15 protein-coding genes are annotated in these 18,013 nt (G+C 71.1%); 2 read left to right on the forward strand and 13 right to left on the reverse strand.

Features of this window, described 5'->3' with window-relative positions; genetic code table 11:
• Positions 1–203 precede the first annotated feature (203 nt).
• Positions 204–1,433: a fumarylacetoacetase gene (gene fahA / locus JNO44_RS20575; RefSeq protein ID WP_205365594.1), complete on the forward strand. Its 1,230-nt coding sequence runs from the start codon at positions 204–206 to the stop codon at positions 1,431–1,433.
• A gap of 119 nt (positions 1,434–1,552) precedes the next feature.
• Positions 1,553–2,041: a hypothetical protein gene (locus JNO44_RS20580; RefSeq protein WP_205365595.1), complete on the forward strand. Its 489-nt coding sequence runs from the start codon at positions 1,553–1,555 to the stop codon at positions 2,039–2,041.
• Between the two features lie 85 nt (positions 2,042–2,126).
• Here JNO44_RS20580 and nuoN read toward each other — a convergent pair whose 3' ends face one another.
• Genes nuoN through JNO44_RS20645 form a run of 13 tightly spaced genes read right to left on the reverse strand, consistent with a single transcriptional unit; the run spans position 2,127 to position 18,010 of the window.
• Positions 2,127–3,779 (reverse strand): NADH-quinone oxidoreductase subunit NuoN, encoded by a 1,653-nt coding sequence (gene nuoN, locus JNO44_RS20585; RefSeq protein WP_205365596.1) that lies wholly within the window; start codon positions 3,777–3,779, stop codon positions 2,127–2,129.
• Entirely contained in the window at positions 3,776–5,479 is a 1,704-nt protein-coding gene (locus JNO44_RS20590) for an NADH-quinone oxidoreductase subunit M (protein WP_205365597.1), read from the reverse strand. The genes nuoN and JNO44_RS20590 overlap by 4 nt, the downstream gene beginning before the upstream one ends.
• Positions 5,480–5,482: 3 nt before the next feature.
• Positions 5,483–7,366, reverse strand: a complete 1,884-nt coding sequence (gene nuoL / locus JNO44_RS20595) for an NADH-quinone oxidoreductase subunit L (protein ID WP_205365598.1) — start codon at positions 7,364–7,366, stop codon at positions 5,483–5,485.
• 13 nt (positions 7,367–7,379) lie between these two features.
• Complete coding sequence (nuoK, locus tag JNO44_RS20600; RefSeq protein WP_016573026.1) at positions 7,380–7,679, reverse strand: NADH-quinone oxidoreductase subunit NuoK; 300 nt, start codon at positions 7,677–7,679, stop codon at positions 7,380–7,382.
• Entirely contained in the window at positions 7,676–8,527 is an 852-nt protein-coding gene (locus tag JNO44_RS20605) for an NADH-quinone oxidoreductase subunit J (protein WP_205365599.1), read from the reverse strand. The genes nuoK and JNO44_RS20605 overlap by 4 nt, the downstream gene beginning before the upstream one ends.
• On the reverse strand, positions 8,524–9,141 hold the full coding sequence (gene nuoI, locus JNO44_RS20610; protein ID WP_205365600.1) for an NADH-quinone oxidoreductase subunit NuoI: 618 nt from the start codon (positions 9,139–9,141) through the stop codon (positions 8,524–8,526). The genes JNO44_RS20605 and nuoI overlap by 4 nt, the downstream gene beginning before the upstream one ends.
• Entirely contained in the window at positions 9,134–10,522 is a 1,389-nt protein-coding gene (nuoH, locus tag JNO44_RS20615) for an NADH-quinone oxidoreductase subunit NuoH (protein WP_205365601.1), read from the reverse strand. The genes nuoI and nuoH overlap by 8 nt, the downstream gene beginning before the upstream one ends.
• Positions 10,519–13,161, reverse strand: a complete 2,643-nt coding sequence (locus tag JNO44_RS20620; protein WP_205365602.1) for an NADH-quinone oxidoreductase subunit G — start codon at positions 13,159–13,161, stop codon at positions 10,519–10,521. The genes nuoH and JNO44_RS20620 overlap by 4 nt, the downstream gene beginning before the upstream one ends.
• The gene (gene nuoF, locus JNO44_RS20625) at positions 13,158–14,540 is read right to left on the reverse strand and encodes an NADH-quinone oxidoreductase subunit NuoF (RefSeq protein WP_205365603.1); all 1,383 of its coding nucleotides are present in this window, start codon (positions 14,538–14,540) and stop codon (positions 13,158–13,160) included. Before nuoF ends, JNO44_RS20620 begins: the two co-directional genes overlap by 4 nt.
• Positions 14,540–15,295, reverse strand: coding sequence for an NADH-quinone oxidoreductase subunit NuoE (nuoE, locus tag JNO44_RS20630; RefSeq protein ID WP_073442634.1), 756 nt, complete (start codon positions 15,293–15,295; stop codon positions 14,540–14,542). Before nuoE ends, nuoF begins: the two co-directional genes overlap by 1 nt.
• A 35-nt stretch (positions 15,296–15,330) precedes the next feature.
• On the reverse strand, positions 15,331–16,665 hold the full coding sequence (locus tag JNO44_RS20635; RefSeq protein ID WP_073442633.1) for an NADH-quinone oxidoreductase subunit D: 1,335 nt from the start codon (positions 16,663–16,665) through the stop codon (positions 15,331–15,333).
• On the reverse strand, positions 16,665–17,423 hold the full coding sequence (locus JNO44_RS20640; protein WP_205365604.1) for an NADH-quinone oxidoreductase subunit C: 759 nt from the start codon (positions 17,421–17,423) through the stop codon (positions 16,665–16,667). Before JNO44_RS20640 ends, JNO44_RS20635 begins: the two co-directional genes overlap by 1 nt.
• Positions 17,420–18,010: a NuoB/complex I 20 kDa subunit family protein gene (locus JNO44_RS20645; protein WP_205365605.1), complete on the reverse strand. Its 591-nt coding sequence runs from the start codon at positions 18,008–18,010 to the stop codon at positions 17,420–17,422. Before JNO44_RS20645 ends, JNO44_RS20640 begins: the two co-directional genes overlap by 4 nt.
• Positions 18,011–18,013: the final 3 nt, after the last annotated feature.

Consider the following 18,013-nt stretch of genomic DNA (forward strand, 5'->3'; position numbering starts at 1 on the left):
GGCCCGCCCTGCGCTTCCCGGCGCTTCCCGGCCCGCGACCGTCCGTTCCCGGCCGCGGGCCGCCCCGTTGATCGCCACCGGTCGTACCCTGATCGACGGACCCACCGGTCCACGGGGCGCCCGTCCCCGCTCTCCACCCGGTTCGCGCGGGGAGCCCCCGGCCGGCCGCCCACCGGCGACGACGAACGCGAGGAGCAGTGTCCATGCCCGAGCAGAGCCCGTTCGACCTGCCCGAAGGCGACCCCTTCGGCCCGCACACCCTCCCCTACGGCGTGTTCAGCACCGCCGACGCGCCCGACCTGCGCCGGCTCGGCGTCCGCTACGGCCGCCACGTCCTGGACCTGGCCGCCCTGCCGGACGCCCTGCCCGGCACCGTCCCCGCGCCGCACGCCGCCCTGCTCACCGCCGCCTCCCTCAACCCCCTGCTGGCCGCGGGCCGTCCCGTCTGGCAGGCGGTCCACGCGGCCGTCCGCGCCGCGCTGACCGACCCCGCGCACCGCACCGCGGTGGCCCCGCTGCTGCGCCCGCTCGACGACGTCACCCTGCACCTGCCCTTCGAGGTCGCGGACTACGTCGACTTCTACTCCAGCGAGCACCACGCCACCAACGTCGGCCGGATCTTCCGCCCCGACGGCGCCGCGCTGCCGCCCAACTGGAAGCACCTGCCGATCGGTTACCACGGCCGGGCCGGCACCGTCGTGGTCTCCGGCACCCCCGTGGTGCGACCGCACGGCCAGCGCAAGGCCCCGGCCGATCCCGCGCCGGTCTTCGGCCCGTCCACCCGCCTGGACATCGAGGCCGAGGTCGGCTTCGTCGTCGGCACACCCTCCGCGCTGCACGCGCCGGTGGGCCTGGACGCCTTCCGGGAGCACGTCTTCGGCGTCTGCCTGGTCAACGACTGGTCCGCGCGCGACATCCAGGCGTGGGAGTACGTGCCGCTCGGCCCGTTCCTCGGCAAGTCCTTCGCGACCTCCGTCTCGGCCTGGATCACCCCGCTGGACGCCTTCGACGCGTCCCGGACGGCGCCGCCCGCCCGGGACGTGGCACCGCTGCCGTACCTGAACGACGCCGCCGCCGAGCCGGGCGGCCTCGACCTGCGCATCGAGGTGCGGCTCAACGGCGAGGTGATCTCCCGCCCGCCGTTCGCCGCGATGTACTGGACGGCCGCCCAGCAGCTGGCCCACATGACCGTCAACGGCGCGTCGTTGCGCACCGGCGACCTCTACGCCTCCGGCACCGTCTCCGGGCCCGAACCCGACCAGCTCGGCTGCCTGCTGGAGCTCACCCAGGGCAAGGGCCCCTACCTCCAGGACGGCGACGAGATCACCCTCACCGCCTGGGCACCCGGCCCGGACGGCGCCCGGATCGGGCTCGGCGAGGTCACCGGACGGGTGCTGCCCGCCGCGGAACTGCCCGCCGGCCGCCCGGCCTGACCGACCGCCCGGCCCCTCAAGGCGGCGCCGGACGCCGTCCGCCCCGCGCCGCTCGGCCGCCGTCCGCCCCGGCCCGCTGCTAGCCTCGCGTCACCTGTCCCACAACGGAGGAGACGTACGTGCGCAAGGCAGCGCAGTTCGCCGGGGCGGCCGCCATCGCCGCACTGCTGCTCAGCGGTTGCGGAAGCAGCGGCGACAGCGGCAAGGACGCGACCACCCCGAGCAAGGCGCCACAGGACGCCCCGTCGACCGCGGGCGGCGGCGACGGCAAGGCCGCGGACCCCACCGCGGTCGAGGGCGCCTGGAAGGGCGGCACGCCGGCCAGCCCGCTGGTCCTGGTGGTCGCCAAGGGCACCGTCGCGTTCAGCAACGGACACAAGTCCGCCTGCATGGGCAAGGTCGAGAAGATGGCCGGGATGACCATGGCCGTCCTCAAGTGCACCGACGGCGACACCACCCGCACCATGGGCACCCTCAAGCCGGGCGCGGACGGCAAGACGCTGACCGTCGACTGGAAGAGCGGCCCGACCGAGAAGTACACCAAGACCGACGACGGCAGCATCAAGGTCCCGGACATGCCCAAGCTCCCGGACATGCCCAAGAGCTGACCGCTCCCCCGTCCTCCCGCACAACGGCCGCCGCCCGGCTCCCCCTCTCGGGGGCACCGGGCGGCGGTCGCGCGCGACGGGCGGGTCAGCGGATGAAGATCCCCGCGTGCCCGGCCAGATCGAGGAAGTACTGCGGCGCCAGGCCCAGCACCAGCGTGGCCGCGACGCCGACCGCGATGGCGGTGGACGTCAGGACGCTGGGCACCGCGACCGTCGGGCCGTCCGCCTTCGGCTCGCTGAAGAACATCAGCACGATCACCCGGATGTAGAAGAACGCCGCGATCGCCGAGGAGATCACACCGACCACCACCAGCCAGCCCGCGCCGCTCTCCGCCGCCGCCTTGAACACCGCGAACTTCCCGGCGAACCCGGACGTCAGCGGGATGCCCGCGAAGGCCAGCAGGAACACCGCGAAGACCGCGGCCACCAGGGGCGAACGCCGTCCCAGCCCAGCCCACTTGGACAGGTGGGTGGCCTCGCCGCCGGCGTCCCGGACCAGCGTCACCACGGCGAACGCGCCGAGCGTGACGAAGGAGTAGGCCGCCAGGTAGAAGAGGACCGAGGAGATGCCGTCCTGGCTGGCGGCGATGACACCGGCGAGGATGAATCCGGCGTGCGCGATGGAGGAGTACGCCAGCAGCCGCTTGATGTCGGTCTGGGTGATGGCCAGCACCGCGCCGCCCAGCATGGTCAGGATCGCCACGCCCCACATCACCGGCCGCCAGTCCCAGCGCATGCCGGGCAGGACGACGTACAGCAGCCGCAGCAGCGCACCGAACGCGGCGACCTTGGTGGCGGCCGCCATGAAGCCCGTCACCGGCGTCGGGGCGCCTTGGTAGACGTCCGGCGTCCACATGTGGAAGGGCACCGCGCCGACCTTGAACAGCAGGCCCATCAGCACCAGCGCGCCGCCGATCAGCAGCAGCACGTCGTTGCCCATCGTGCCGGCCAGCGCCGGGTCGACCTGCCGGGCGCCGTCCGAGATCACCTCGGCGATCCCGGCGTACGACACGGTGCCGGCGTAGCCGTAGAGCAGCGCCACGCCGAACAGCAGGAAGGCCGAGGAGAAGGCGCCAAGCAGGAAGTACTTCACCGCGGACTCCTGCGAGAGCAGCCGCTGGCGGCGGGCCAGCGCGCACAGGATGTAGAGCGGGAGGGAGAAGACCTCCAGCGCGATGAAGAGCGTCAGCAGGTCGTTGGCGGACGGGAAGATCAGCATGCCGCCGACCGCGAAGAGCAGCACCGGGAAGACCTCGGTGGTGGTGAACCCCGCCTTGACCGCGGCCTGTTCGGCCTCGCCGCCGGGGACGGCGGCGGCCTGCGCGGCGAAGGAGTCCACTCTCTTGCCGTGCGCCACCGGGTCCAGCCGCCGCTCGGCGAAGGTGAAGACCGCGATCAGCGACACCAGCAGGATCGTGCCCTGGAGGAACAGCGCGGGGCCGTCCACGGCGATCGCGCCCATCGCGGCGAGGTGCGCCTTGGACGAGCCGAAGCCGCCGGCCGCCAGGCCGATCACCGCGGCGAACGCGGCGGCCAGCGCCACCACGGACAGCAGCACCTGCGCGTAGTAGCGGCTGCGGCGCGGCAGGAACGCCTCGATCAGGACGCCGACGATCGCGGCACCGAGGATGATCAGCGTCGGCGACAGCTGGACGTACTCGATCCGCGGGGCCGGGATCCTGCCCGGCGCCCCGGCCGCCGCCGTCCACAGGCTGTGGACGCTTGCCACGGAACTCACTTCGCGGCCTCCACGTCTTGGGTCTGCGCGGTCCCGCCGTGCCGGCCTCCGCCGGGCACGGCGTCCACCCGCACGGTGGGCTTGGGGTCCTTCTTGTCCACGACGGACAGGGTGTGCTGGACCGCCGGGTTGACGAGGTCGGTGAGCGGCTTGGGGTACACCCCGAGGAAGAGCAGCAGCGCGATCAGCGGCGCGACCACCACCAGTTCCCGCACCTTCAGGTCGGGCATCGCCCGGACCTCGGTGGCCACCGGGCCGGTCATCGTCCGCTGGTAGAGGACGAGGACGTAGAGCGCGGCCAGGACGATGCCGAGGGTGGCGATGATCCCGATCACCGGATAGCGGCTGAACGTGCCGACCAGGACCAGGAATTCACTGATGAAGGGGGCCAGACCGGGCAGCGACAGGGTGGCCAGGCCGCCGACGAGGAAGGTGCCGGCGAGGACCGGGGCCACCTTCTGGACGCCGCCGTAGTCCGCGATCAGTCGGGAACCGCGGCGGCTGATCAGGAAACCGGCCACCAGCATCAGCGCGGCGGTCGAGATGCCGTGGTTGACCATGTAGAGCGTCGCGCCGCCCTGGCCCTGGGACGTCATCGCGAAGATCCCCAGGATGATGAAGCCGAAGTGGGAGATCGAGGCGTAGGCGATCAGCCGCTTGATGTCCCGCTGGCCGACCGCGAGCAGCGCGCCGTAGACGATGCTGATCAGCGACAGCACCAGGATGACCGGGGTGGCCCAGCTGCTGGCCTCCGGGAAGAGCTGGAGGCAGAAGCGCAGCATCGCGAAGGTGCCGACCTTGTCGACCACCGCGGTGATCAGCACCGCGACCGGCGAGGTCGCCTCGCCCATGGCGTTGGGCAGCCAGGTGTGCAGCGGCCACAGCGGCGCCTTCACCGCGAAGGCGAAGAAGAAGCCGAGGAACAGCAGCCGCTCGGTGCCGGTGCCGAGGGTCAACGCGCCGGACGCCCGGGCCTGGACGATCTGCGGGAGCGAGAAGGTGCCGGCGCCCAGTTGGTGCGCGGTGACGGCGTACAGCCCGATCACCGCGGCCAGCATGATCAGACCGCCGACGAGGTTGTAGAGCAGGAACTTCACCGCGGCGTAGGACCGCTGGGCCGCGGCCTGCTGCTCGCCGCGCCCGCCGGCCCGGTCCCCGAAGCCGCCGATGAGGAAGTACATCGGGATCAGCATGGCTTCGAAGAAGATGTAGAAGAGGAAGACGTCGGTGGCCTCGAAGGAGAGCACCACCATCGCCTCGACGGCCAGGATCAGCGCGAAGAAGCCCTGCGTGGGGCGCCAACTGTAGGGGCGGTTGGGCTCCGCGCCCTCATTGGGGCCTCCCCTGCTCGAACGAAGCTGAGAGCTTGGGGAAGGATCGGCGTCGTGCCAGCCCGCCAGGATGACGAACGGGATCAGCAGCGCGGTCAGGGCGATCAGCGCGACCGCGATGCCGTCCACCCCGAGGTCGTAGCGGACCCCGAAGTCCTGGATCCAGGCGTGGGATTCGGTGAGCTGGAACGGGCCCTTGGCACCAGGGTCGAAGCGCACCGCGATCACGGCCGCCAGCGACAGGGTGGCCAGCGAGAACAGCAGCGCCAGCCACTTGGCGGCGGTGCGCTTGGCGGCGGGCACCGCGGCGGTGGCGATCGCACCGATCGCCGGCACCACGGCGGTCGCCGTCAGCAGGGGAAACGACATGGCTCAGACACCCCTCATCAGCAGGGTCGCGGCGACGAGAACGGCGGCCCCGCCCAGCATCTGGACCGCATACGAGCGGACGAAGCCGGTCTGCAACTGGCGCAGCCGGCTGGAGAGTCCGCCCATCGCGGCCGCCGTGCCGTTGACCGCGCCGTCCACCAGGGAGTGGTCGAGATAGACCAGCGTGCGGGTCAGGTGCTCGCCGCCGCGCACCAGCACGACGTGGTTGAAGTCGTCCTGCAGCAGATCGCGGCGGGCCGCCCGGGTCAGCAGCGAACCGCGCGGGGCGGTGGCCGGCACCTCCTTGCGGCCGTACATCAGCCAGGCGATGCCGACGCCGATCGCCAGCACCACCATCGTGGCGGCGGTGACCACGCCGGCGCTCACCGGGGAGTGGCCGTGCGCGAAGGAGGTGACCGGCTCCAGCCAGCGGACGAAGGCGTCGCCCACGCTGAACAGCCCGCCCGCGAAGACCGATCCGACCGCCAGCACGATCATCGGGACCGTCATCACCTTCGGCGACTCGTGCGGGTGGAACTCCTCCGGGTCCCACCGCTTCTCGCCGAAGAAGGTCATCAGCATCACCCGCGTCATGTAGAACGCGGTGATCGCGGCGCCCAGGAGGGCCGCGCCGCCGAGGATCCAGCCCTCGGTGCCGCCGCGGGCGAACGCCGCCTCGATGATCTTGTCCTTGGAGAAGAAGCCGGACAGCCCGGGGAAGCCGATGATGGCCAGATAGCCGAGCCCGAAGGTGACGAAGGTGACCGGCATGTACCGGCGCAGACCGCCGTAACGGCGCATGTCCACCTCGTCGTTCATCCCGTGCATCACGGAACCGGCGCCGAGGAAGAGCCCCGCCTTGAAGAAGCCGTGGGTGACCAGGTGCATGATCGCGAAGGCGTAGCCGATCGGGCCCAGGCCGGCGGCCAGGACCATGTAGCCGATCTGCGACATCGTCGAACCGGCCAGCGCCTTCTTGATGTCGTCCTTGGCGCAACCGACGATCGCACCGAACAGCAGCGTGACCGCGCCGACCACGACCACGGCGGTCTGCGCGTCCGGCGCGAGGTTGAAGATCGCCCCGGAGCGGGTGATCAGGTACACCCCGGCGGTGACCATCGTGGCGGCGTGGATCAGCGCCGACACCGGGGTCGGGCCCTCCATCGCGTCGCCCAGCCAGGACTGCAGCGGCACCTGCGCCGACTTGCCGCAGGCGGCCAGCAGCAGCACCAGCCCGATGGCGGTCAGCCTGCCCTCGGAGGCGTCACCGGCGGCGGCGAACACCGGCCCGAAGGCGAACGTGCCGAACGTCGTGAACATCAGCATGATCGCGATGGACAGGCCCATGTCGCCGACGCGGTTGACCAGGAACGCCTTCTTCGCGGCGGTCGCCGCACTGGGCTTGTGCTGCCAGAACCCGATGAGCAGGTACGACGCCAGGCCCACGCCCTCCCAACCGACGTACAGCAGGAGGTAGTTGTCGGCGAGGACGAGCAGCAGCATCGCCGCCAGGAAGAGGTTGAGGTAGCCGAAGAAGCGGCGGCGCCGCTCGTCGTGCTCCATGTAGCCGATCGAGTAGATGTGGATCAGCGAGCCGACACCCGTGATCAGCAGGACGAAGGTCATCGACAGCTGGTCGAGCTGGAAGGCGATGTCGGCCCGGAATCCGCCGACCGGGATCCAGCTGAACAGGTGCTGGTGCAGCGCCCGGTGCTCGGCGCCCTTGCCGAGCATGTCGGCGAAGAGCACCACCGCGACGGCGAACGAGGCCACCGCCAGGAGCGAGCCGATCCAGTGGCCGGTGCGGTCCAGGCGTTTGCCGCCGCACAACAGCAGGGCCGCACCGACCAGCGGTGCCGCGACAAGCAGCGCGATCAAGTTCTCCACTTTGTGCGACCCCTTACAGCTTCATCAGGCTGGCGTCGTCGACCGAGGCCGAATGACGGGTGCGGAAGATCGACACGATGATGGCCAGACCGACCACGACCTCCGCCGCGGCGACGACCATCGTGAAGAAGGCGATGATCTGGCCGTCCAGATTCCCGTGCATCCGCGAGAAGGTGACAAAGGCGAGGTTGCAGGCGTTCAGCATCAGCTCGATGCACATGAACACCACGATGGCGTTCCGCCTGATCAGCACGCCGGCCGCGCCGATGGTGAACAGCAGGGCGGCGAGATAGAGGTAGTAGACCGGGTTCACTTCTGCGCCTCCTCCTTCGGTGCCGCGGGGCCGGGCCGCTTCTTGCCCGGGCGGCCGGACTCCCGCCCCAGCCACTCCTCCGACCGCTGCTCCAGCGCCTTGAGCTCGGCCAGCGACTGGCCGGAGACGTCCCGGACCTGGCCGCGCTCGCGCAGCGTCGGACTGACCGTCAGCTCGGAGGGGGTGCCGTCCGGCAGCAGACCGGGGATGTCGACCGCGTTGTGCCGGGCATAAACGCCCGGGGCGGGGAGCGGCGTCACTTGCCTGCCCTCGCGGATCCGGGCCTCGGAGCGCTCCCGCTGGGTCCGGGCGCGCTCGGTGCGCTCCCGGTGGGTGAGCACCATCGCGCCGACCACCGCGGTGATCAGCAGCGCACCGGTGATCTCGAAGGCGAAGACGTACTTGGTGAAGATGAGGGCGGCCAGGCCCTGCACATTGCCGCCGGCGTTGGCGTCGCCCAGGCCGTTGAACTCCTTGAGCGCGGCGTTGCCGATCCCGGCGATCAGCAGGATGCCGAAGCCGACGCCCAGCCCGGCGGCGAGCCAACGCTGGCCCTTGAGCGTCTCCTTGAGGGAGTCCGCGGCGGTGACGCCGACCAGCATCACGACGAACAGGAACAGCATCATGATCGCGCCGGTGTAGACCACGACCTGCACGACGCCGAGGAAGTACGCGCCGTTGGCCAGATAGAAGACCGCCAGGACGATCATGGTCCCGGCGAGCGAGAGGGCGCTGTGCACGGCCCGCCTCATCATGATCGTGCACAGCGCGCCGGCCACGGCGACGATGCCCAGGATCCAGAACTGCACGGCCTCCCCCGAGGAGGCCGCGGCGGCCAGGCCCATCATGCGTGCGCCTCCTCGCCCGGGGTGTCCTGCTTCTCGGAGCGCTCGACCGCCGCGTCCTCGGGCCGTTCGCCCTTGGAGACCGCGACCTGCCGGACCGTGCCCGGCGCGGCCTCCGTCACCAGCCCGTTGTAGTAGTCCCGTTCCGTCATGCCCGGGTGGATCGCGTGCGGCGAGTCGACCATCCCCTCCGACAGGCCCACCAGCAGCTCTTCCTTGGTGTAGATGAGCGAGGCGCGGGAGCGGTCGGCGAGTTCGTACTCGTTGGTCATGGTGAGCGCGCGGGTCGGGCACGCCTCCACGCACAGGCCGCACAGGATGCAGCGGAGGTAGTTGATCTGGTAGACGGCGCCGTACCGCTCACCCGGGGAGTAGCGCTCCTCGTCGGTGTTGTCCGCGCCCTCGACATAGATCGCGTCCGCCGGGCAGGCCCAGGCGCACAGCTCGCAGCCGATGCACTTCTCCAAGCCGTCCGGATGTCGGTTGAGTTGGTGCCGGCCGTGGAAGCGCGGCGCCGTCGGCTTCTTCTCCTCGGGGTACTGCTCGGTCAGCCGCTTCTTGAACATGGCCTTGAAGGTCACGCCGAAGCCGGCCACCGGGTTCTGGAACTCAGGCACCGTCGCCCCCCTTTCCGTCGCTCTCATCGCCATCACTCACAGTGTCCGCCCGACCACTGACAATCAGCTCTCCGTCTCCCCGGCGCGGACGCCGGTGCGGCACCGGCGGCAGGCTCTGCCCGGGCAGCGGTGGCACCGGGAAGCCACCGGCCATCGGGTCGAAGGAGGTGTCGCCGTCGGTCTCGCCCTCCGGCTCGACGCGCCGGAAGAAGTCCACGACCAGCGAGACCAGCAGCAGCGCCACCGCACCGCCGCCCACGTACAGCACGATCTGGGAGAAGTCGAAGCCCTCGTTCTTCAGCGCCCGGACGGTGGCGACGAGCAGCAGCCACACCATCGACACCGGGATGAGGACCTTCCAGCCCAGCCGCATCAGTTGGTCGTAGCGGACCCGGGGCAGGGTGCCGCGCAGCCAGATGAAGAAGAACAGCAGCAGCTGCACCTTGAGGACGAACCAGAGCATCGGCCACCAGCCGTGGTTCGCGCCCTCCCAGAACGTCGAGATCGGCCACGGCGCCCGCCAGCCGCCGAGGAAGAGGGTGACCGCGACCGACGAGACGGTGACCATGTTGACGTACTCGGCGAGCATGAACATCGCGAACTTGATGGACGAGTACTCGGTGTTGAAGCCGCCGACGAGGTCGCCCTCGGACTCCGGCATGTCGAACGGCGCGCGGTTGGTCTCCCCCACCATCGTCACGATGTAGATGAGGAACGACACCGGCAGCAGCAGCACGTACCACCTGTTCGCCTGCGACTCCACGATGGTCGACGTCGACATCGACCCGGAGTAGAGGAAGACCGACGCGAACGCCGCACCCATCGCGATCTCGTAGGAGATCATCTGCGCGCACGACCGCAGACCGCCCAGCAGCGGGTACGTCGAACCGGACGACCAACCCGCCAGCACGATGCCGTAGATGCCGACCGAGGCCGTGGCCAGGATGTAGAGGACGCCGATCGGGAGGTCGGTGAGCTGCATCGGGGTGCGGTGGCCGAAGATCGAGATCTCGTTGTCCGCCGGGCCGAAGGGGATCACCGCGATCGCCATGAACGCCGGGATCGCCGCCACGATCGGCGCGAGGATGTACACCGCCTTGTCGGCGCCCCGGACGACCAGGTCCTCCTTCAGCATCAGCTTGACGCCGTCGGCCAGGGACTGGAGCATCCCCCAGGGCCCGTGCCGGTTGGGCCCGATCCGCAGCTGCATCCAGGCGACGACCTTGCGCTCCCAGACGATGGAGAACAGCACCGTCAGCATCAGGAACGCGAAGCAGAACACCGCCTTGATGACGACCAGCCACCACGGGTCGCGCCCGAACATCGACAGGTCCTCCTGGGCGGCCAGCGCGGCCACCGGAAAACCGGGATGGTGCATCATGCGTCCACCTCCTTGGCCGGCGCCGGCGTATCGGATGGGGGTCCCCCCGCTTGAGCGGAGTCGAGAGTGGGGGAGGCGGCGACCTTCACCAGCTCACCGGGGTGCGCCCCGGTGTCGGCGGCGACGCCACCCCCCACGGAATTCAGCGGCAGCCACACCACCCGGTCGGGCATCTGCGTGATCTGGAGCGGCAGTCGGACGGAGCCGGCCGGGCCGGTGACCGCCAGCAGGTCCCCGTCCGCGACGCCGGCCTCCCGGGCGGTGGCCTGCGACAGGCGGGCGACCGCGGCGTGCCGGGTGCCGGCCAGCGCCTCGTCGCCCTCCTGGAGCAGCCCCTGGTCCAACAGGAGCCGGTGCCCGGCCAGTACGGCCTCGCCGGCGCCCGGGCGGGGCAGCGGCCGGCCCGTCTCCCGCGGTTCGCCGGCGTACGGGCCGCGCCAACCACCGAGCCGGTCCAGCTCCCGGCGCACGGCGTGCACGTCCGGCAGGTCCAGGGCACCCGCGGCGGGCCCGCCCTCGACCCCCGCCATCGCGTCGGCGAGCATCTGCAGGACCCGGGCGTCCGGCAGGAGCTGCCGGCGGGTCATCTGGTCCGGCTTGAGCGCGGCCTCGAACGACCGGGCCCGGCCCTCCCAGTTGAGGAAGGTGCCGGCCTTCTCGACCACCGCCGCCACCGGCAGGACCACGTCCGCCCGCGCGGTGACCTGCGAGGGCCGCAGCTCCAGGCTGACCAGGAAGCCGACCTCGTCCAGCGCGGCCAGCGCCCGCGCCGGATCGGGCAGATCGGCCACCTCCACGCCCGCCACCAGCAGGGCGGCCAGCTCGCCGGTGGCCGCGGCCTCGACGATCTGGCCGGTGTCCCGCCCGTGCCGGTGCGGCAGCGTGGCCACGCCCCAGGCGGCGGCGATCTCGTCCCGGGCCACCGGGTCGGTGGCCGGCCGACCGCCGGGCAGCAGCCCGGGCAGCGCCCCGGCCTCGACGGCACCGCGCTCGCCCGCCCGGCGCGGCATCCACACCAGGTGCGCGCCGGTGGCGGTGGCGGTGCGCAGCGCGGCGGTCAGCGCCCCGGGCACCGTCGCCAGCCGCTCGCCGACGAGGATCACCGCGCCGTCCGCGCGCAGCGCCTCGGCCGCGGCCCGCCCCTCGCCGTCCAGGCCCGCCCGTCGCCCACCACCGCCCTCCCCGGGAAGGCGCTCCGCGCCTGCTGCCTCGTCGCCCGCGAGCGCGTCCAGCCATTCGGTCTCGGTGCCGAGCGCCGCCGGCAGCAGCTTCCCGCCGGCCTTGATCAGCCCGCGGGTGGCGTGGCTGGCCAGCCCCCAGGTGCGCTGGCCGTGCGTGCGGTGCGCCTTGCGCAGCCGCAGGAAGACGCCGGGCGCCTCCTCCTCCGCCTCGATCCCGGCCAACAGGACGGCCGGCGCCTGCTCCAGCGCGGTGTACGTGACGCCCCCGCCGTCGAGGTCCCGGCCGCGGCCGGCGACGTGGGCGGCGAGGAAGTCGGCCTCCTCGGCGCTGTGCGGCCGGGCCCGGAAGTCGATGTCGTTGGTGTGCAGCGCGACCCGGGCGAACTTGGCGTAGGCGTAGGCGTCCTCGACGGTCAGCCGGCCGCCGGTCAGGACGCCGGCGCGGCCCCGGGCGGCGGCCAGGCCGCGGGCCGCCGCCTCCAGCGCCGCCGGCCAGCTCGCCGGCTCCAGTTCACCGGACTCGGCGTTGCGCACCAGCGGGTGCTCCAGCCGGTCCCGCGCCTGTGCGTACCGGAAGGCGAACCGCCCCTTGTCGCAGATCCACTCCTCGTTGACCTCGGGGTCGTTCGCCGCCAGCCGCCGCAGGACCCGGCCCCGGCGGTGGTCGGTGCGGGTCGCGCAGCCGCCCGCGCAGTGCTCGCACACCGACGGGGAGGAGACCAGGTCGAAGGGGCGGGAGCGGAAGCGGTACGCGGCCGAGGTGAGCGCGCCCACCGGGCAGATCTGGATGGTGTTCCCGGAGAAGTACGACTCGAAGGGGTCGCCCTCACCGGTGCCGACCTGCTGGAGGGCGCCGCGCTCGATCAGCTCGATCATCGGGTCGCCGGCGATCTGGTTGCTGAAGCGGGTGCACCGCGCGCACAGCACGCACCGCTCGCGGTCCAGCAGCACCTGCGTGGAGATCGGCACCGGCTTCTCGTAGGTGCGCTTCTTGCCCTCGAAGCGGGTGTCGGGGTCGCCGACCTGCATCGCCTGGTTCTGCAGCGGGCACTCGCCGCCCTTGTCGCAGATCGGGCAGTCCAGCGGGTGGTTGATCAGCAGCAGCTCCATCACGCCGCGCTGCGCCTTCTCGGCCACCGGGGAGGTCAGCTGGGTGCGGACCACCATTCCGTCGGTGCAGGTGATGGTGCAGGAGGCCATCGGCTTGCGCTGGCCCTCGACCTCGACGATGCACTGCCGGCAGGCGCCCGCCGGGTCCAGCAGCGGGTGGTCGCAGAAGCGCGGGATCTCGATGCCGAGGAGTTCGGCGGCCCGGATGACCAGCGTCCCCTTGGGGACGGAGATCTCGATGCCGTCGATCGTCAGGGTGACGAGGTCCTCCGGTGGCACCGCCGCCGCACCGCCCCCATCGGGGCGTCGGCCCGCGGTGGAGCCGCTGTTCGACTGCAGTACGGTCATGCGTTCACCCCCAGGTGAGCGTCGTTGTCGGCCCAGAGGGTCGACTTGGCGGGGTCGAAGGGACAGCCCTTGCCGGTGATGTGCTCCTCGTACTCCGCGCGGAAGTACTGGAGCGAGGAGAAGATCGGCGAGGCGGCGCCGTCGCCGAGGGCGCAGAAGGACTTGCCGTTGATGTTGTCGGCGATGTCGCCGAGCTTGTCGAGGTCTTCGAGTCGGCCCTTGCCGGCCTCGATGTCGCGGAGCAACTGCACCAGCCAGTACGTCCCTTCACGGCACGGGGTGCACTTTCCGCAGGACTCGTGGGCGTAGAACTCGGTCCAGCGGGTGACCGCCCGGACGACGCAGGTGGTCTCGTCGAAGCACTGCAGCGCCTTGGTGCCGAGCATCGAGCCGGCCGCGCCGACGCCCTCGTAGTCGAGCGGGACGTCGAGGTGCTCCTCGGTGAACATCGGGGTCGAGGAGCCGCCCGGCGTCCAGAACTTCAGCCGGTGCCCCGGGCGCATGCCGCCGCTGATGTCGAGCAGCTGGCGCAGTGTGATCCCCAACGGGCCTTCGTACTGGCCGGGGTTGGCGACGTGGCCGCTGAGCGAGTAGAGCGTGAAGCCCGGGGACTTCTCGCTGCCCATCGTCCTGAACCAGTCCTTGCCCTTGTTGAGGATCGCGGGAACCGAAGCGATGGATTCGACGTTGTTCACCACAGTGGGGCAGGCGTAGAGGCCGGCCACCGCGGGGAAGGGGGGACGCAGACGGGGTTGGCCGCGACGGCCCTCCAGGGAGTCCAGCAGCGCGGTTTCCTCACCGCAGATGTACGCGCCGGCGCCCGCGTGCACCGTGACGTCCAGGTCGAGGCCCGAGCCGAGGACGTCTTTGCCGAGGTAGCCCGCCGCGTACGCCTCGCGCACGGCCTCGTGCAGCCGGCGCAGGACGGGCACGACCTCGCCGCGCAGATAGATGAAGGCACGGCTCGACCGGATCGCGTGACAGGCGATCACGATTCCCTCGATGAGGGCATGCGGGTTGGCGAAGAGGAGCGGGATGTCCTTGCAGGTCCCGGGCTCCGACTCGTCGGCGTTGACGACGAGATAGTGCGGTTTGCCGTCGCCCTGCGGGATGAACTGCCATTTCATCCCGGTCGGGAAGCCGGCGCCGCCACGGCCGCGGAGCCCGGAGTCCTTGACGTAGGCGATGACGTCGTCCGGGGCCATCGCGAGGGCCTTGCGCGCGCCTTCGTAGCCCTCGTGACGCAGATACGTCTCCAGGGTCCAGGACTCGGGGGCGTCCCAGAAGGCGGAGAGGACGGGGGCGAGGACCTTCTCCGGACTGGTCGGTCCTCCGGCGTGCGGCCGGGAGGCCCCGCCGAACTCGGCTGCCACGGTCATCACTCCCCCTCCTCGTGGGTCGGGCCGGCGGCCTCGTCGGTCGGGCCGTCCGCGGTAGCGCGCGGCGAGACGACGTGGTCGGCGTGACCGGGCGGTGTCTCGCCCCGGGCCAGCCGCAGTCCGACCAGGGAGGCGGGGCCGGCACCGCCGGTCGCCGCGACGGCGCCGGGCCGGGTGTCGGGGAAGCCGGCGAGGATCCGGGCGGTCTCCTTGAAGGAGCAGAGCGGGGCGCCGCGGGTGGGTTCGACGGTCCGGCCGGCCCGCAGGTCGTCGACGAGCTGCCGGGCGGAGCGGGGGGTCTGGTTGTCGAAGAACTCCCAGTTGACCATCACGACGGGGGCGAAGTCGCAGGCGGCGTTGCACTCGATGTGTTCGAGGGTGATCGCGCCGTCGTCGGTGGTCCCGCCGTTGTCGACGCCGAGGTGCTCCTTGAGCTCCTCGAAGATGGCGTCGCCGCCCATCACCGCGCACAGGGTGTTGGTGCAGACCCCGACCTGGTAGTCGCCGCTGGGCTTGCGGCGGTACATGGAGTAGAAGGTCGACACGGCGGTGACCTCGGCGGTGGTCAGCCCCAGCTGTTCGGCGCAGAAGCGGATGCCGGTGCGGGTGACGTAGCCGTCCTCGGCCTGGACGAGGTGGAGCAGCGGCAGCAGCGCCGAGCGGGAGTCGGGGTAGCGCGCGATCACCTCCTCGGCGTCCGCGGCGAGCCGGGCCTTGACGTCGGCCGGATAGTCGGGTGCCGGAAGCCGGGGCATCCCCAGCTGGACGTCCTTGGGTGCCGGAGTGGCGTTCACCGGTCGACGCCTCCCATCACGGGGTCGATGGACGCGACGGCGACGATGACGTCGGCGACCTGGCCGCCTTCACACATCGCTGCCATGGCCTGCAGGTTGGTGAAGGACGGGTCGCGGAAGTGCACCCGGTAGGGTCGGGTGCCGCCGTCGCTGACCACGTGCACGCCCAGCTCGCCCTTGGGCGACTCCACGGCGGCGTACGCCTGTCCTGGCGGGACCCGGAAGCCCTCCGTCACCAGCTTGAAGTGGTGGATCAGGGCCTCCATCGAGGTGCCCATGATCTTCTTGATGTGGTCGAGGGAATTGCCGAGGCCGTCGGGGCCGAGTGCCAACTGGGCGGGCCAGGCGATCTTCTTGTCGGCGACCATCACCGGCCCCGGCTCCAGCCGGTCCAGGCACTGTTCGACGATCCTCAGCGACTGGCGCATCTCCTCCAGCCGGATCAGGAACCGGCCGTAGGCATCGCAGGTGTCGGCTGTCGGCACCTCGAAGTCGTAGGTCTCGTATCCACAGTACGGCTGTGCCTTGCGCAGGTCATGGGGCAGTCCGGCGGAGCGGACGATGGGCCCGGTGGCCCCGGTGGCCATGCAGCCGGCCAGGTCGAGGTAGCCGACGTCCTCCATGCGCGCCTTGAAGACCGGGTTGCCGGTGGCGAGCTTGTCGTACTCGGCCATGTTCTTGCGCATCTTCTTGACGAAGGCGCGGACCTGGTCGACGGCGCCGGGCGGCAGGTCCTGGGCGAGGCCGCCGGGGCGGATGTAGGCGTGGTTCATCCGCAGACCGGTGATCAGCTCGTAGATGTCGAGGATCAGCTCCCGGTCGCGGAAGCCGTAGATCATGATCGTGGTGGCGCCCAGCTCCATGCCGCCGGTGGCGATGCACACCAGGTGGGAGGAGAGCCGGTTGAGCTCCATCAGCATCACGCGGATCGCGGTGGCCCGGTCCGGGACGTCGTCGGTGATGCCGAGCAGCTTCTCCACGGCCAGGCAGTACGCCGTCTCGTTGAAGAACGGCGTGAGGTAGTCCATCCGCGTCACGAAGGTGGTGCCCTGCGTCCAGGTCCGGAATTCGAGGTTTTTCTCGATGCCGGTGTGCAGGTAGCCGATGCCGCAGCGGGCCTCGGTGACGGTCTCGCCGTCGATCTCCAGGATCAGCCGGAGCACGCCGTGGGTGGAGGGGTGCTGCGGCCCCATGTTGACGATGATCCGCTCGTCGTCGGACTTCGCGGCGGCCGCGGCGATCTCGTCCCAGTCGCCACCGGTGACGGTGTAGACGGGGCCCTCGGTGGTCTCGCGGACGGATGCGCGGGACGCCTCGCTGGGAGTGCTCATCAGGTGTACGACCTCCGCTGGTCGGGAGCAGGGATCTGCGCGCCCTTGTACTCGACGGGGATGCCGCCGAGGGGGTAGTCCTTGCGCTGCGGGAAGCCCTGCCAGTCGTCCGGCATCATGATCCGCGTGAGCGCGGGGTGCCCGTCGAAGATCAGGCCGAAGAAGTCGTAGGTCTCGCGCTCGTGCCAGTCGTTGGTCGGGTAGATCTCGACGATCGACGGCAGGTGCGGGTCGGCGTCGGGGGCGGTGACCTCCAGCCGGATCAGCCGGTTGTGGGTGATCGACCGCAGGTGGTAGACGGCGTGCAGCTCACGGCCCTTGTCGCCGGGGTAGTGGACGCCGCTGACGCCGGTGCACAGCTCGAAGCGGAGCGCGGGGTCGTCGCGCAGGGTCCGGGCGACGGCCGGCAGGTACTCCCGCTGGACGTGGAAGGTGATCTCGCCGCGGTCCACCACGGTCTTCTCGATGACGTTCTCGGGCACCAGGCCCTTCTCGTCGAGGGCACCCTCCAGCTCGTCGGCGATCTCGTCGAACGTGCCGTAGCCTTCACCGGCGCCGGCCGGTCCGCCGTAGGGCCGGGTGCTGGCGCCGGGCAGCCGGACGGTGCGGACCAGCCCGCCGTAACCGGAGGTGTCCCCGCCGTTGTTGGCGCCGAACATCCCGTGGCGGGTGCCGATCACCTCGCCGGTGTCCGCGCGCTGCGCCGGGACGGCCTCTTCGGGGGCGTCCGGGTTCGGGGGGTTCGTCGGCTCGCTCACCGCAGCAGCCCCTTCTTCTCCGACAGGGAGGGTTTCTGGGCGGAGCGGTCCATCTCGATCAGCGGCAGCGCCTTGAGGGCCGCCGCCTCCTCCTCGTGGGCCGCCCGCACCGCGTTGACGCCGAGCTTGCCGGTCTGGATCTTCTTGTGGAGCTTGAGGATGGCGTCCATGAGCATCTCGGGGCGCGGCGGGCAGCCCGGCAGATAGATGTCGACGGGGACGATGTGGTCGACGCCCTGCACGATCGCGTAGTTGTTGAACATGCCGCCCGAGGAGGCGCAAACCCCCATGGAGATCACCCACTTCGGGTCCGGCATCTGGTCGTAGACCTGCCGCAGCACCGGCGCCATCTTCTGGCTCACCCGGCCGGCCACGATCATCAGGTCGGCCTGCCGGGGGGAGCCGCGGAAGACCTCCATGCCGAAGCGGGCCAGGTCGTAGCGCCCGGCGCCGGTGGTCATCATCTCGATGGCGCAGCAGGCCAGCCCGAAGGTCGCGGGGAAGACCGATGACTTGCGCACCCAGCCCGCGGCCTGCTCGACAGTGGTCAGCAAAAAGCCGCTGGGCAGCTTCTCTTCCAGTCCCATGGG

This window comes from Streptomyces noursei (genome assembly GCF_016917755.1).
Taxonomy (GTDB): domain Bacteria; phylum Actinomycetota; class Actinomycetes; order Streptomycetales; family Streptomycetaceae; genus Streptomyces; species Streptomyces yunnanensis.

Coding starts and splice junctions, on each gene's coding strand:
- fahA (WP_205365594.1), top strand. CDS start 204: ATGCCCGAGCAGAGCCCGTTCGACCTGCCCGAAGGCGACCCCTTCGGC.
- JNO44_RS20590 (WP_205365597.1), bottom strand. CDS start 5,479: ATGTCGTTTCCCCTGCTGACGGCGACCGCCGTGGTGCCGGCGATCGGT.
- JNO44_RS20605 (WP_205365599.1), bottom strand. CDS start 8,527: ATGATGGGCCTGGCCGCCGCGGCCTCCTCGGGGGAGGCCGTGCAGTTC.
- nuoH (WP_205365601.1), bottom strand. CDS start 10,522: ATGATGCACCATCCCGGTTTTCCGGTGGCCGCGCTGGCCGCCCAGGAG.
- JNO44_RS20620 (WP_205365602.1), bottom strand. CDS start 13,161: ATGACCGTACTGCAGTCGAACAGCGGCTCCACCGCGGGCCGACGCCCC.
- nuoF (WP_205365603.1), bottom strand. CDS start 14,540: ATGACCGTGGCAGCCGAGTTCGGCGGGGCCTCCCGGCCGCACGCCGGA.
- nuoE (WP_073442634.1), bottom strand. CDS start 15,295: ATGCCCCGGCTTCCGGCACCCGACTATCCGGCCGACGTCAAGGCCCGG.
- JNO44_RS20635 (WP_073442633.1), bottom strand. CDS start 16,665: ATGAGCACTCCCAGCGAGGCGTCCCGCGCATCCGTCCGCGAGACCACC.
- JNO44_RS20645 (WP_205365605.1), bottom strand. CDS start 18,010: ATGGGACTGGAAGAGAAGCTGCCCAGCGGCTTTTTGCTGACCACTGTC.